Origin of the sequence: Ruminococcus sp. J1101004sp1_RTP21198st1_B9_RTP21198_201120, assembly GCF_040924245.1 — a bacterium.
GTDB lineage: Bacteria > Bacillota > Clostridia > Lachnospirales > Lachnospiraceae > Blautia_A > Blautia_A faecis.
In genome coordinates, this window is sequence record NZ_JBCOMI010000008.1 from 61,034 (window position 1) to 75,575 (window position 14,542).

Here is a 14,542-nt window from a genome sequence, read left to right on the forward strand (position 1 = left end):
CGCAATTCGATTTATGTTTTATAAAGTAACGCCCTGTTTGAAGATTGCCATATCATGGAAACCTGCTTCTTCGGATTTTGATTTCTTTCCGGATGCAATCTCAAGGACAAAATCCAGAAGATTTTCTGAAAGCTCATCAAGAGGAGTATCATTTACCATGACTCCACAGTTGAAATCAATCCAGTTCTGCTTCTTTTTTGCAAGCTGGTTATTTGTGGAGATTTTTACTGTAGGTACAGGACTTGCAAATGGTGTTCCGCGTCCGGTGGTAAAAAGTACAATGTGTGCACCGGATGCAGCAAGGGCAGTAGAGGCGACAAGATCATTGCCAGGTGCACTCAGCAGGTTTAATCCTTTTTCCTTTACAGGTTCTCCATAAGAAAGAACTCCCATGACAGGTGCACTTCCGGATTTTTGCGTACATCCGAGAGATTTATCTTCCAGACTGGAAATACCGCCTTTTTTGTTTCCAGGAGAAGGATTTTCATAAATGGTCTGGTTGTGACTTTTAAAATAGTTTTTGAAATCGTTGACAAGGGCAACTGTCTGGTTGAACAGATCTTCTGTCTCGCAGCGGTTCATAAGTAATTCCTCAGCACCGAACATTTCAGGAACTTCTGTAAGAATTGTAGATCCTCCCATAGAAATCAGTTTGTCAGAAAATGCACCAACAGTAGGGTTTGCCGTGATTCCGGACAAACCATCAGAGCCGCCGCATTTCATACCGATCACCAGTTCAGATGCACGGATTGGTTCACGTTTAAATGAGGAGGCATAGGAAATCAGTTCTTTGACAATTTCAATACCATCACGGATCTCATCTTCGCATTCCTGGGCAACGAGAAAACGTACACGCTCAGGATCATAGTCCCCGATAAATTTCTTTAATTCATCGATGTTGCTGTTTTCGCAGCCAAGTCCAAGAACCAGAACACCGCCTGCATTAGGATGGTTCACTAAATCAGCAAGAATCTGACGTGTGTTATTCTGATCATCACCCATCTGGGAACATCCGTAAGGATGTGGAAAAGCACAGACACCATCAATCTGGTCTGTCATGTACTTCTGTGTGGCTCGTTCAATAGCAGATGCCACATTGTTAACGCAGCCTACTGTAGGAATGATCCAGATTTCATTGCGTACACCAACACCACCGTTTTTTCTGCGATAGCCCTGGAAGAACTTTGGCTCCCGGTGTGGAAGCTCTGTGATAGTTTTGTTATATGTATAAGTAAGAAGATCTCCCAGCCCTGTTTTTAAATTGTGAGTATGAATCCAGGAACCTGCAGGAATTTCTGCGGTTGCACGTCCAATGGGATTACCATATTTAATAATGGAATCACCAGGCTTGAGACTTTTTAATGCAAACTTGTGTCCCTGCATGATTTCTTCTGTAAGAGTGAGTGTGGAGTTATCAAGTTTGATCACAGTGCCTTTCGCCAGAGGCTGAAGCGCAACGGCTACATTATCTGAAGGATTAATTTTAATAAAAGATTTCAAGAAATCAACAACCTCCTTTATGTGGAAATAATGTATGTAAGAGCTTACATACAAATTACATCAACAAAACGGGAACGTCAATAGGAAATGGAAAAAAAGCTGAAAATGGTAAAAATACACAATGTGTAGTGCGAAAATTTGTCTGTTCTGCAAATACTTCGTGAATTGAAAATGATACTTATTTGTCGTATACTGTAAATAAAATGTAAGACCTTACATTTTGTTGAAACGGATAGAAAGGAGAGGAGAATTATTTTATGAAAGCATTTATGGACAAAGATTTTTTACTTTCAACAGAAACTTCAAAAAAGTTATTTCATGAGTATGCAGAGACAATGCCAATTGTAGATTACCATTGCCATATCAATCCTCAGGAAATTGCAGAGGACCGTAAGTTTGAGAATATTACCCAGGTGTGGCTTGGTGGCGATCATTATAAATGGCGTCAGATGAGATCAAATGGAGTAGATGAGTACTACATTACAGGTGGTGCCAGTGATCGTGAAAAATTCCAGAAATGGGCAGAAACTCTTGGGAAAGCAATCGGAAATCCGCTCTATCACTGGAGCCATCTGGAATTGCAGAGATATTTCGGATATACAGGATATCTGAACGGAGATACAGCTGAAGAAGTGTGGAACCTGTGCAACAAAAAGCTTCAGGAAGATGATATGTCTGTAAGAAACATTATCCGCAAGTCCAATGTAAAATTAATCTGCACAACAGATGATCCGGTAGATGATCTGAAATGGCATAAAGTTCTTGCAGAGGATGACAGCTTTGAGGTGAAAGTGCTTCCTGCATGGCGTCCGGACAAGGCAATGAATCTGGAAAAACCGGAATATCCGAAATACATGAAAAAGCTTTCACAGGTCAGTGGCGTTGAAATTGCTGATTTCGCAGATCTGAAAGAAGCCCTTCTTAAGAGAATGGAATTCTTTGCACAGATGGGATGCAGCGTATCTGACCATGCACTGGAATATGTTATGTATGCGCCTGCAGCAGAAGAAAAAGTAAATGAGATCTTTAAAAAGAGACTGAATGGCGAAAGCATTTCAAGAGAAGAAGAAATGATCTTCAAGACAGCTTTTATGCAGTTTGTTGGAAAAGAATATCAGAAAAAGAACTGGGTAATGCAGATCCATTATGGATGCAAGAGAGACAACAATGCATTTATGTATGAGCAGCTCGGACCGGATACCGGATATGACTGCATCAATAACTATGCGCCAAGTGCTCAGACAGCAGATTTCCTGAATTCTCTGATCGCATCAAATGAACTTCCAAAGACAATCCTGTACTCCCTGAATCCCAATGACAATGAAGCAATTGGAACAATCCTTGGCTGCTTCCAGGGAACAGAGGCAGCAGGTAAAATTCAGCAGGGAAGTGCATGGTGGTTCAACGATCACAAAACAGGTATGATCGCACAGATGACATCACTTGCAAATCTGGGACTGCTTGCAAACTTTGTTGGCATGCTTACTGATTCAAGAAGCTTTTTGTCCTATACCAGACATGAGTATTTCCGCAGAATTCTTTGCGAGCTTATTGGCGGATGGGTGGAAAATGGAGAATATCCGGCTGATTATAAGACTTTAAAGGAAATCGTGTGTGGAATTTCATACAATAATGCAGTAGACTATTTTGGGTTTGACCTGTAAAATGATTGATATCAGAAAGCTTATTTTCTATTATTACCAGAACGAACAGGAGAACGATAGTGAATATATATGATATTGCAAAGCTGGCAAATGTTTCCATCGCAACAGTATCCAGAGTGGTCAATAACAGTCCGAAAGTCAGCCCGAAGACAAAAGAAAAGGTTCTTGCGGTTATGAAAGAAAATGAATACACGCCGAATGCGTTTGCCAGAGGCCTTGGTCTTGGGTCGATGAAAACAGTAGGAATCATCTGTCCAAATATTGACGATATCTATATGGCAAAAGCAGTATCTTATCTGGAGCAAAATCTTCATGCTCATGGATATGACTGTATTCTTGGCTGCAGCGGATTTAAACAGGAAGAAAAGGTGGATTATGTCAGACTCCTTTTGTCTAAGAAAATAGACACGTTGATACTGGTTGGTTCTACATATGCAGAAAATGGTAAAGATGAATCTGACACAGATTATATTCGGGAGGCAGCGGAACAGGTTTCGGTATTTATGATTAACGCAAAGGTTTCAGGCGATAATATTTATTGCACCTATGCAGATGATTTTCAGGCTACTTATGAAGTGACAAAAGCTTTTATCCGAAGAGGAAAAGAGAAAATTCTTTTTATGTATGATTCAGAATCCTACAGTGCCAGACAGAAAATGGCGGGATACGAAGCTGCATTGCAGGACGCCGGATATCCCATTCGTGGAAATCTGAAATTCAAGACCAGAAATGACATTGAATATACGCGGGATATGCTGCTTGAATATAACCGAACCCTTGATTTTGACAGCGTCCTTGCAACGGAGGATGGAATTGCAATTGGAGCAGTAAAGTATGCAAAGATTAAGGGACTGGTGATTCCTGAGGAACTGGCGGTCGCCGGATATAATAACTCAATTCTTGCAATCAGCAGTGATCCTGAGCTTACATCGGTGGACAGTAAGCTGGGCGTGATGTGCAAAAAGACAGTGGAACGGATGATAGACCTTCTTGAGAGAGAAATACAAATTGAAAAGAATGTGTGTGTTCCATGCGAAATAGTCCGCAGATGTACAACGGATTTCTGATCTTGTTTCATATTTAACCGAATCAAGTAAGTCCCCTGCGGAGGTTGCGAAAAGCAATACTTAAAAAAGGTGCATTTTGGCACCTTTTTTGTATTTGCGGATATACTGATAAAAAAGGGGATTTTCCATGTTTCCTGTAGAGCCGATTTCCGGAAAAATGCTGGATTATTATGTTGGACGGAAGGATTCCTTTATCATAGATTTAAGAGATGCAAAAGAGTATCATAACGGACATATAAGGGGAGCAGTAAATGTGCCATATGAGAAATTTGAAGAAATGCAGACATATGATTTTCCAAAAGGTAAAATACTGGTTCTGTATTGCGACCGGGGCGGGGCAAGTCTTCAGGCAGCCAGGATTCTGGCGCGAAATGGGTATAAGACAAAAACGGTGATCGGGGGAATGAAGGAGTACAGAGGGAGAAATCTGATATGCGATATATGAGAAAAAATTCAAAAGAGTACTATCTTGTAATTTCCATCAAGGCATGATAATGTAAAGAAGAAAAATGTCCTTTTCATGAGGTTATGTAAACCGAAAAGGAGAGAGACAATTCGAACACTAAAAACAGAGGAGAAACCAAGTTTATGAAATATATGTTTGCTTCTGACATCCATGGTTCTGCTTACTATTGCAGGAAAATGCTGGATGCTTTTGAGAAAGAAGGGGCAGAGCGCCTGGTTCTGCTGGGCGATCTGCTTTATCACGGACCAAGAAATGATCTGCCAAAAGAATATGCACCTAAGCAGGTAATTCCCATGCTGAATGCCATGAAAGACAAAATTTATGCTGTGCGCGGTAACTGTGAGGCAGAAGTGGATCAGATGGTTCTGGAGTTTCCGGTGATGGCAGATTACTGTATTCTGTCAATTGACGGCAAGACACTTTATGCGACGCATGGACATGTTTATAATCAGAATAACCTTCCGCCTTTATGCGAGGGAGATATTCTAATCCATGGTCATACCCATGTGCTGAAAGCAGAGCAGATGGAGGGATACATTCTTTTGAATCCGGGTTCCGTATCCATTCCGAAAGAAGGAAATCCGCCTACCTATGCGGTGCTTGAGAACGGTGTTTTTTCCATCATGGATTTTGAAGGAAATATTGTAAAAAGCATAGTGCTTTAAGAAGGGAAAAACGGTGAATGAGTACAGAAAGATTTGAACTGATCGCTCCCTGCCATTTTGGCCTGGAAGCGGTTTTGAAAAGAGAAATACTGGATCTGGGATATGAGATCAGCAAGGTGGAGGATGGCAAGGTTACTTTCCTGGCAGATGCCCAGGGAATTGCAGATGCCAATGTTTTTCTGCGCACTACAGAGCGTATTCTTCTGAAGATTGCGGAAGTGAAAGCTGAGACATTTGATGAGCTTTTTGAGGCAACGAAAGCTTTGCCATGGGAACGTTACATTCCAGCAGATGGCAAATTCTGGATTGCGAAAGCCAATTCAGTGAAGAGTAAGCTGTTCAGCCCGTCTGATATCCAGTCTATTATGAAAAAAGCCATTGTAGAGCGTCTGAAGGGCGTATATAACGTGTCCTGGTTCCCGGAGGATGGAGCAAGTTTTCCTATCCGCGTGGCGTTTATGAAGGATGTGGCAACTATTGGAATCGATACTTCCGGTGTTTCTCTTCATAAGAGAGGGTATCGTCAGATGACCGTGAAGGCACCTATTACAGAGACTCTTGCCAGCGCATTGATTATGTTAACTCCGTGGAAAAAGGACAGAAGTCTTGTGGATCCCTTTTGCGGAAGCGGTACTTTTCCAATCGAGGCAGCTATGATGGCTGCAGATATTGCACCGGGTATGAACCGTTCTTTCCTTGCCGAGGACTGGAAGCAGGTTGTGCCGAGAAGATGCTGGTATGAGGCTGTAGAAGAGGCTCAGGACAGAGTAAATCTGAAAATCGAGACAGATATTCAGGGCTATGACATAGATGCTGAGGCACTGAAGGCAGCCAGGGCAAATGCAAAAATGGCAGGGGTAGAAAGCCTGATCCATTTTCAGCAGCGTCCTGTGAAGGAGCTTCATCACCCGAAGCCTTACGGATTTATTATTACGAATCCACCTTATGGTGAGCGTCTGGAAGAAAAAGCAGCTTTGCCGCAGCTTTACCGCGAGATCGGTGAGAGCTACCGCGGCCTGGATAAGTGGTCTATGTACCTGATCACTTCTTATGACAAAGCTGAGAATGACATTGGACGCAAGGCGGATAAGAACCGTAAAATCTATAACGGAATGCTGAAAACATATTTTTACCAGTTCCTGGGACCAAAGCCTCCAAGACGTGCGGCACAGGAAAAGAAAGAGGGCACTGATAAATGAAGAAGATAATTTTTGCAACAGGAAATGCAGATAAAATGAAAGAAATCCGTAAAATCCTGGCAGATCTGGATGCAGAAGTGGTATCTATGAAAGAAGCCGGGATTCAGGCTGATATTGTGGAAGATGGCAAAACCTTTGAGGAAAACGCAGTGATCAAGGCGACTGCCATCAGCAAGCTTACCAGTGATGGCGAAATTGTACTTGCAGATGACTCGGGGCTTGAGATTGATTATCTGAATAAAGAGCCGGGAGTTTATTCTGCTCGTTATATGGGCGAGAATACAGACTATCATATTAAGAATGCAAATTTGATCCAGAGACTGGATGGCGTGCCGGATGAGCAGCGTACAGCCCGTTTTGTCTGCGCTATTGCAGCTGCCTTTCCAGACGGAAGAGTGGAAACTGTGCGTGGAACCATGGAAGGCCGTATTGGATATGAGGAAAAGGGTGCCAATGGATTTGGGTATGATCCTATCTTTTTCCTGCCGGAATATGGCTGTACATCTGCAGAGCTGTCTATGGAAGAAAAAAATAAAATCAGCCACAGAGGAAAAGCTTTGCAGGCAATAAAGGAAGAATTACGATGAAGGTGCTGGTTGTCAGTGATACTCATGGGAGAGATGAGTCACTGGAGATGGCAGTAGCTTTGGAGCAACCCTTTGACTATCTGATTCATTGCGGCGACGTGGAGGGCAGGGAATTTTTTATTGAAGCGCTGGCAGAATGTCCCTGTACCATTGTGGCAGGAAATAATGATTTTTTCAGTGATCTTCCAAGAGAGGATGAGATTTTGCTGGAAGGACATAAGATCATGGTGACTCATGGACACAATTATGGTGTGTCCATGGATCTTTATGGGGTTTCGGAAGAGGCGGCAGCCAGAGGCTGTGAGATTGTTTGCTTTGGACATACCCATAAGCCAGTGGTGGAGAAGAAAAATGGTGTACTGGTGATCAATCCGGGAAGCCTTTCTTTTCCGAGACAGGAAGGCCGCAGACCAAGTTATGCGGTGATGGAGCTGTATAAAGGGGAAGAGCCGGAAATTGAAATTCGGTATTTGTAACTGAAAATACTTGTATGTTTGACTGTGGAAATGAAATGTTTTTTGAAATATTTTTTTGAAAATAGTCGAAAAAGAGAAAAATGCAGGTGGTGGAGGGCCTGAAAACCCGCATTTTTAGCGGGTTTTCGGGAATTACATCTTTTTTCGAAAAAAATATAAAAATTTATAAAAAAGGTGTTGACAAATGGGAGACCATATAATATAATAACTCTTGCCTTGAGCGAGAGAAAAGAAATTCTTGAGAGCACAAGGAACGACAACTTCATAGAAATGATGTTGTAAGACATCGGGGTGTGGCTCAGTTTGGCTAGAGCGCCTGGTTTGGGACCAGGAGGCCGCAAGTTCGAATCTTGTCACCCCGACTGCTGTAACAACATTACCGTTTCAGCGTAAATGCGGGTGTAGTTCAATGGTAGAACACTAGCCTTCCAAGCTAGATACGTGGGTTCGATTCCCATCACCCGCTTCTCTGATGAAGAGAGATATGTGTCAGTAGCTCAGCTGGATAGAGCAACGGCCTTCTAAGCCGTGGGTCGGGGGTTCGAATCCCTTCTGACACGCTGTGGTGGGTATAGCGCAGTTGGTTAGCGCGCCAGATTGTGGCTCTGGAGGCCCAGGGTTCGAATCCCTGTATCCACCCTTTGCCTTTGGGCTATCGCCAAGCGGTAAGGCACAGCACTTTGACTGCTGCATTCGCTGGTTCGAATCCAGCTAGCCCAGTCCTATATGGAGCATTAGCTCAGTTGGTAGAGCACTTGACTTTTAATCAAGTTGTCCGGGGTTCGAATCCCCGATGCTTCACTTGCGAATGAGAACCGGAAGCCTTATGATTAGGGCATTCCGGTTTTTTAAATAATATATATGCGGATGTGGCGGAATTGGCAGACGCGCCAGATTTAGGTTCTGGTGTTTACGACGTGCAGGTTCAAGTCCTGTCATCCGCAGGAAATGAGGAATGATCTGGATCGGATTTTCGAGATGAAAATTAGATCTGGGTCATTTTTTTAATTTGTTTGTTGCTGTTCACTGGTAACGTTACGTGAGGTGTTTTTGTGAACAAAGTTCACAGAAAACCCGAGAGTTAAGTTTGCGCAGCAAACGCTACTTCTTGTGCTTGTCACAAGAAGGTTCGTCTTTCTGTGCATCGCGAAGCGCGTTACTGTGAACGGAGTGAACAGTAATGCCTTGATTTTACAGGACGGATTTGTTATAGTTTACACAACGAAGAAGCATGGAGGAATAATATGGACGTTATTCAGTTTCAGGAGAAATTAAGGAATATTTGTGAGCTTGGAAAGCAGAATGGAAATATGCTGACGCATGAGCAGATTCGGGAGCATTTTGCAAGTACTGATCTTGAGACCAGTCAGATGTTAAAGGTACTACAGTATCTGAAACTGCAGGGAATTATGATAGAGGGAGACACTGCCCCGGTGGAGACAGAGGAAGTGGGTGAGACGGAACCGGAGTCAAAAGGAACCAGCACCCCGCTTACTTCAGAGGAAGAAGCATATCTGAAGGATTACCTGGCAGAGGTAAGCAACGGTAAGAAAGTAAGTCCGGAGATGCTTCACACACTGTTTGAGAATCTGGCAGATGGGGATGCCATTGCAGAGGCAGCTCTTACCAGCATTTATCTGCCGGTAGCGGCAAATATGGCCGCAGATATGAACTGTACAGAGATTCAACTTGCAGATTTGATTCAGGAGGCGAATGTGGTGCTGCTCACGGCTCTTTCCGACCCGGAGACAGAACGTAAAGATGATGCTTGGCTACGTCTTCAGCTTCGCAAGGGAATCATCGCTGCCATTGAGGAGCAGACACAGCAGAAATTCCAGGATGATTGTCTGGTAACGAAGGTGGAGAAACTGGAATCGGCAGTGAAGGATCTGACGGACGATGACGGGGAGAACCGTTTTACCATTGATGAGCTGGCGGTTATTCTCGATATGAATGTGGATGAGATCAGGGATATTCTGCGTCTTACAGGAGACGATAAATAATTATGGCAAGTGAAATTCCGGGAAAATTATGGAGATAAGGCTATCCTGTCGGAAATGAAAACAATGCTGCAGAATTGATGGAAACACCGGAGGTGATTTAAAAGTAAAAATCATCTCTGGTGTTTTTTGTCTTTTCTGGATGTTTTGAAATTTACATTGAAATTTCACTGTACAAGTGTTACTATCATAAATAATAATCAAAATATTTTTGCGTACAATAAATATTATTTGATAAATGAAAGGAGGATATATATGAATTTGGAAAAATATCAGCAGTATTCCAGAATTGCAAGAGGTTTGGAAAAGGCAGACCTGGTATTGAAGGATGCGAGGATTGTGAATGTTTTTACGGAAGAGATCATCCGCGGAGACATTGCCATACAGGATGGGATTATAGCAGGAATTGGAAGCTTCCATGGGAAAGAAGAACGTGATCTGGCCGGCAGATATGTATGTCCGGGATTTATTGACAGCCATCTTCATCTGGAATCTACACTGGTTACACCGGCTGAACTGGTAACAGCTGCCTCCAGGCACGGAACCACTACTTTTATCGTGGATCCCCATGAATCAGCCAATGTGTCCGGTTTGGCAGGAATTGATTATATTCTGGATCAAACCGAAGATGTGAAAGCAAATGTATATGTGATGATGCCATCCTGTGTTCCTGCTACTGCCATTGATGATAATGGATGCACTCTTACTGCTGAAGATATGGTTCCTTACCTTCATAACAGCCGGATTCTTGGACTTGGAGAAGTAATGGACAGCATTTCTGTGGTACAGGGCGAGAAAAGCATGCATGACAAGCTAGAACTGTTTGAGGGCAGAATCCGTGATGGCCACGCTCCGTTTCTGGAAGAGGGAGATCTTCAGGCATATGCTATGGCAGGGATTGCTACAGACCATGAGTGCAGCTTCTTTGATTATGCCATGCGAGAACGGCGGAACGGTCTTACCATTCTTGTAAGGGAAGGCAGCGCTGCCCGAAATCTGGAGGCGCTTGTTGGCGGTCTGGTGCAGAGACATATGAATGGTGACGGATTCTGCTTCTGCACAGATGACAAGCATATTGAGGATATCCAGCGGGAAGGGCATATTGACCATAACGTGCGAAAAGCTATCCGCCTTGGCATGAATCCAGTGTCCGCTATTAAGATGGCAACTATCAATGCAGCTAATTGTTATGGACTGAAAGACAAGGGGGCAGTGGCACCCGGCAGGCAGGCAGATCTTTTGGTTCTTTCGGATCTTGTCAGTGTGACCATAGAAGATGTGTACTTTAAAGGGCAATTGGTAGATAAAAATGCAAAGATTGTTATAAAGCCGTGTGCCCCTGAATTGAAAAATACAGTGCATGTGGCTGAATTTTCCAGAGAGGCATTTCAGCTGGAGTCTGCAGATGGAATCTTTCCGGTGATTCTGGCAGAAGAAGGACAGATTACTACCAGAAAGGGAACTCTGAAAGCAGGGGATGGTCCCTGCAAATTCCAGTCCGATGACGATTATCAGAAGATTGCAGTTGTAGAACGTCATAAGATGACGGGGAAAATCGGCTGTGGCGTGATCGGAGGTTTTGGTATCCGTGGTGGAGCAATTGCGTCCAGTGTATCCCATGATTCCCATAATATTATTGTGATCGGAGATAATGATGAGGACATGGAGCTTGCTGTGCGGGAACTGATGCGTACTCAGGGAGGCTATACGATCGTAGAGAATCATAAAGTATTTGACACTCTTGCCCTTCCCGTAATGGGACTGATGAGTGATAATGGTTTTGAGAAAGACAATGAGACTCTTGGGCGAATGATCCATAAAGCTCATGAAATGGGTGTGAAAGACGGTCATGATCCGTTTATTACGCTGTCCTTTATGGCTTTGCCGGTTATTCCGCAGATCCGAATTACACCGAGAGGCGTTTTTGATGTGGAAGCGTGGAAGTTTTTATAAGATACCAGGATTGCGGGAGTGCAATGTACGAGACGGTAGTTTTGCTTTCCAAGGGCAAGGTCGACTCGAAAAAGATTCGGGTTGAGTTTCTTTGGAAGATATGGATATGTCAGAATTTCAGGATGGGGCAACCTACACCCAGATCAAGGACTATCTGATCTACAATGATCCGATTGGATATGCAGACTTGATATTGAACGGTGATCCCGAAATTTATCTAAAAACTGTAACTGAATATAAACTCTTAGATTAAAATTCAGCCCTCTGCCTTTTCATTGGCAGAGGGCCGTTTTTTGCTTAACAGTTATTGAGCATCCCTTAATTGCTCTACAACACTGCATTTCGCTGCGTTGTCATACATCATGCAAGGAATCAGCCACCCCAGCAGAAGAAATACCGGAATTGTCAGCAGGACAGGCAGAATGGTGAATCGATACTCAAAGAACCAGAACATACTGCCCAGCATTTTTCCCGCAAGAGGTCCCACCGCCAGCGACAAAATAAAGGCCGCCGCTACAGAAGACATTGCGTAAAACAACCCCTCGTAGATCAGCATGGTTTTGAGCTGCCGGTTCGTCATTCCTACAGCCTGAAGCACAGCAAATTCACGGCGGCGGGAAAGAATACCGGTCATCATGGCGTTGAAGAAATTTAAGAGTCCCACCAGCCCAATGATAGCACAGAGGATACCACCTATCAGAAGGAACATCTGCCGGAACTGAGCAAATTCAGAGCGAGCCGTGGCCTTGCTTTCATACATCAAGGGCGAAAACTCACCGGCAGTGAGCTTCGATAGATATTGCTCTGCTTCGGCCTCGTCAACTTCGTCCGCTGTGTCGAACAGGTAGAGCATCGGAATGGCTGCACCACCGCTGTCCCTCTGTGCGGTGTCCACAGACAAAACTGCGTCATATCCAATACCACCATAACGATAACTCATGGAATTCGGAAGTTCTACCAAGGCGCAGACCGTGTACTCTACATCTCTGGCTCCATACAATTTTGCCTGAAAGTACTCCTCCGGTGTATCTTCGGTGCGGAGTTCCCCGGTGCGGCTGTCGATATATTTCACATCATCCGCATAGGTAGCGGTAATCGTGTCCCCCACCTTGGGGTAGTATTCAGGATTGAGCAGATTGCCGTAATCATCCAAAGAAACCGCAATGGCAATAGCGTTATTGTTTGGCTCCAGCATAGGAGAAATATCTCCGTCGAGCACTTGCAGCTTGTCAAACAGACTGTTATCCAGAGCCTCGATTCTGGTATCTCCCATCACCATATTGCCCCGGTGCTCCAGACGGCTCATATGGCTGTCCAACTGCTCAGCACTTTCGTACCTTGCATAGTCCTGCCGCAGAGCATCCTCCGTCATCCACAGGTATGCGGGTTTTCGCACAGCATATCCCGTGCCGGAAAGATTGGCCTTTGTGTTTGCTGCGATCTCTTCGATTTGTTCTGGCGTGATGAATTCATCTGCCGGGTTGTAACGGAAATAGTCGGGCGTGCTGACGATAAAATCGGCGCAGGTCATGAAGGATACATACTTCTCCATGCTGAAGCCTCCCACAAAGGCACACAGCGCATTGAACAGTGTCACCGACAGTGCCAGAGACACCACCACCAGCACCGTCTTTTTCTTGTTTCGTCCCAGATTGGCAAAGGCCATCTGATGGAGCTTGGCTCCCCGGGTGCTGCGCTGTTTTTTCTTAGTCTGCATTGCATCCGTATATTTGGTAGCCTCTACCGGAGAGACCCTGGCTGCCATTTTTCCGGGCTTGGAACAGGACAAAAGCACCGTCAACAGGGCAAACAGCATGGAACCAAGGAAGATCACAGACGAAGTGCTGATGGTGGTGATGCCTGCATCCAACTGGGTGGAGCGCAAGACAACAGGTACCAGAACAGCGCCGATGCCGTAGCCCAGCAACAGTCCTGCCGGAATGCCGATCAGACAAAGTAGAAGTGCCTGCTGGCGAATGATACGTTTGAGCTGCCGGGGCGTTGTGCCAATGGTTTTCAGAAGTCCGTAAAACCGGATATCCCCTGCAACAGAGATCTGAAAAATGTTATAGATGATAAGATACCCCGTGAAAATCACCAGCAGCAAAAAAGCTGCTATGGCGATCATCAGCTCTGGATCGAGCTGTGACTCCAGCTGGGATGAGGTATATCCCCAGTTGACGCCGATCCGGACGCTGTTGGGATCGGTATAGCTGTCCCATGTGTAGCCAAGATCGGTATCCACCTGCTCCATCTGCCCTTGAATATTTGTGCTGGAGGCCAGCATGACATTCAAATCGGTGCGGAAAGGCTGTAACCCTGTTTTCACTGCCTGCGCTTCGATGTCATCTGCGTAATCACGGCTGATGTTGATGTAATGAACAGGCATTAGTTCATCATAGTCCCAATAGCCCACCAGCGTAAAGGTATCTGTTACAGTAAAGGCGGTTTGATCCTTGTCCGTGATGGAATAGGAAACCGTGACCTCGGCGCCCAGCTCCGGCGTTACGCCAAGCAGCTGCAACGCTGCCGTATCCATGGCTACTTCTTTGCCGCTTTCGGGCATCCGCCCGGTAGTAGGGGTGGCATAGCTCCATTTGGTGCAGTTGGCATCCATGTAGCTGATCTCTGCAGGCGTTTTGGAAAAGACACCATCCACAGTGATGCCGATCACCTTCCGTGCCCCCGCAGCCTTCACCTTTGGGTGGGCAGCGATACGTTCCGCCTGCTCGGGGGAAACATCTTTAAAGGTACCGTGTGCATAGCCACCTACCTGCCGAAACTGGTAGGTTTCATAACTGGCGTTCAACGACAAGACAATGGTGAACATGGACGTAAATAGCATCGTTGTCAGCGCAATGGCAAAAATGGCGATCAGATTGCGGCGGCGGTTCGCATAAAGGGATTTTAAGCTGAGCTTTCGAATACATTTTCTGTTTTTGACATTCATCGTAGCCACCTCCCG

The 14,542-nt window shown here is 44.8% G+C and carries 11 protein-coding genes, 7 tRNA genes and 1 pseudogene; 17 read left to right on the forward strand and 2 right to left on the reverse strand.

Going from position 1 to position 14,542, the window contains the following annotated elements; genetic code table 11:
* Positions 1 to 18: 18 nt before the first annotated feature.
* Complete coding sequence (locus tag AB5618_RS06970) at positions 19 to 1,500, reverse strand: UxaA family hydrolase (protein ID WP_148461764.1); 1,482 nt, start codon at positions 1,498 to 1,500, stop codon at positions 19 to 21.
* 257 nt (positions 1,501 to 1,757) lie between these two features.
* On the opposite strand from AB5618_RS06970, the gene uxaC reads away from it, so the two are divergent.
* The 17 genes and pseudogenes from uxaC to AB5618_RS07055 all read left to right on the forward strand — a co-directional run.
* Complete coding sequence (gene uxaC, locus AB5618_RS06975; protein WP_195982889.1) at positions 1,758 to 3,164, forward strand: glucuronate isomerase; 1,407 nt, start codon at positions 1,758 to 1,760, stop codon at positions 3,162 to 3,164.
* A 59-nt stretch (positions 3,165 to 3,223) separates the two neighbouring features.
* A complete protein-coding gene (locus tag AB5618_RS06980; protein WP_195982890.1) occupies positions 3,224 to 4,231 on the forward strand; it encodes a LacI family DNA-binding transcriptional regulator in 1,008 nt (335 codons plus the stop codon).
* A 127-nt stretch (positions 4,232 to 4,358) separates the two neighbouring features.
* A complete protein-coding gene (locus AB5618_RS06985) occupies positions 4,359 to 4,676 on the forward strand; it encodes a rhodanese-like domain-containing protein (RefSeq protein WP_195477704.1) in 318 nt (105 codons plus the stop codon).
* A gap of 143 nt (positions 4,677 to 4,819) precedes the next feature.
* On the forward strand, positions 4,820 to 5,362 hold the full coding sequence (yfcE, locus tag AB5618_RS06990) for a phosphodiesterase (protein WP_118579808.1): 543 nt from the start codon (positions 4,820 to 4,822) through the stop codon (positions 5,360 to 5,362).
* Between the two features lie 17 nt (positions 5,363 to 5,379).
* Positions 5,380 to 6,561, forward strand: coding sequence for a class I SAM-dependent RNA methyltransferase (locus AB5618_RS06995; protein ID WP_148461759.1), 1,182 nt, complete (start codon positions 5,380 to 5,382; stop codon positions 6,559 to 6,561).
* Entirely contained in the window at positions 6,558 to 7,148 is a 591-nt protein-coding gene (locus tag AB5618_RS07000) for an XTP/dITP diphosphatase (RefSeq protein ID WP_118579802.1), read from the forward strand. Before AB5618_RS06995 ends, AB5618_RS07000 begins: the two co-directional genes overlap by 4 nt.
* Positions 7,145 to 7,624, forward strand: a complete 480-nt coding sequence (locus tag AB5618_RS07005) for a metallophosphoesterase (protein ID WP_148461758.1) — start codon at positions 7,145 to 7,147, stop codon at positions 7,622 to 7,624. Before AB5618_RS07000 ends, AB5618_RS07005 begins: the two co-directional genes overlap by 4 nt.
* A gap of 287 nt (positions 7,625 to 7,911) precedes the next feature.
* Positions 7,912 to 7,986 (forward strand) — tRNA-Pro (locus AB5618_RS07010).
* 33 nt (positions 7,987 to 8,019) lie between these two features.
* Positions 8,020 to 8,090, forward strand: a tRNA-Gly gene (locus AB5618_RS07015).
* Positions 8,091 to 8,110: 20 nt separating this feature from the next.
* Positions 8,111 to 8,184 (forward strand) — tRNA-Arg (locus AB5618_RS07020).
* Between the two features lie 5 nt (positions 8,185 to 8,189).
* Positions 8,190 to 8,263, forward strand: a tRNA-His gene (locus AB5618_RS07025).
* 9 nt (positions 8,264 to 8,272) lie between these two features.
* Positions 8,273 to 8,344: transfer RNA gene (locus tag AB5618_RS07030), tRNA-Gln, on the forward strand.
* A gap of 8 nt (positions 8,345 to 8,352) precedes the next feature.
* Positions 8,353 to 8,425 (forward strand) — tRNA-Lys (locus AB5618_RS07035).
* Positions 8,426 to 8,487: 62 nt separating this feature from the next.
* Positions 8,488 to 8,568: transfer RNA gene (locus AB5618_RS07040), tRNA-Leu, on the forward strand.
* Positions 8,569 to 8,868: 300 nt separating this feature from the next.
* A complete protein-coding gene (locus tag AB5618_RS07045; protein WP_368366609.1) occupies positions 8,869 to 9,627 on the forward strand; it encodes an RNA polymerase sigma factor region1.1 domain-containing protein in 759 nt (252 codons plus the stop codon).
* A 252-nt stretch (positions 9,628 to 9,879) separates the two neighbouring features.
* Positions 9,880 to 11,577, forward strand: coding sequence for an adenine deaminase (gene ade / locus AB5618_RS07050; protein ID WP_148461756.1), 1,698 nt, complete (start codon positions 9,880 to 9,882; stop codon positions 11,575 to 11,577).
* Between the two features lie 148 nt (positions 11,578 to 11,725).
* Positions 11,726 to 11,830 (forward strand): annotated as a pseudogene (locus AB5618_RS07055) (DUF6061 family protein); the annotation flags it as partial.
* Between the two features lie 51 nt (positions 11,831 to 11,881).
* Here AB5618_RS07055 and AB5618_RS07060 read toward each other — a convergent pair.
* Positions 11,882 to 14,527, reverse strand: coding sequence for an ABC transporter permease (locus AB5618_RS07060; RefSeq protein ID WP_226837384.1), 2,646 nt, complete (start codon positions 14,525 to 14,527; stop codon positions 11,882 to 11,884).
* Between the last annotated feature and the right edge of the window lie 15 nt (positions 14,528 to 14,542).

Excerpts from the sequence above, each read along its gene's own strand:
- uxaC (WP_195982889.1), top strand. The coding sequence starts at position 1,758 with ATGAAAGCATTTATGGACAAAGATTTTTTACTTTCAACAGAAACTTCA.
- AB5618_RS06985 (WP_195477704.1), top strand. The coding sequence starts at position 4,359 with ATGTTTCCTGTAGAGCCGATTTCCGGAAAAATGCTGGATTATTATGTT.
- yfcE (WP_118579808.1), top strand. The coding sequence starts at position 4,820 with ATGAAATATATGTTTGCTTCTGACATCCATGGTTCTGCTTACTATTGC.
- AB5618_RS06995 (WP_148461759.1), top strand. The coding sequence starts at position 5,380 with ATGAGTACAGAAAGATTTGAACTGATCGCTCCCTGCCATTTTGGCCTG.
- AB5618_RS07000 (WP_118579802.1), top strand. The coding sequence starts at position 6,558 with ATGAAGAAGATAATTTTTGCAACAGGAAATGCAGATAAAATGAAAGAA.
- AB5618_RS07005 (WP_148461758.1), top strand. The coding sequence starts at position 7,145 with ATGAAGGTGCTGGTTGTCAGTGATACTCATGGGAGAGATGAGTCACTG.
- AB5618_RS07045 (WP_368366609.1), top strand. The coding sequence starts at position 8,869 with ATGGACGTTATTCAGTTTCAGGAGAAATTAAGGAATATTTGTGAGCTT.
- ade (WP_148461756.1), top strand. The coding sequence starts at position 9,880 with ATGAATTTGGAAAAATATCAGCAGTATTCCAGAATTGCAAGAGGTTTG.
- AB5618_RS07060 (WP_226837384.1), bottom strand. The coding sequence starts at position 14,527 with ATGAATGTCAAAAACAGAAAATGTATTCGAAAGCTCAGCTTAAAATCC.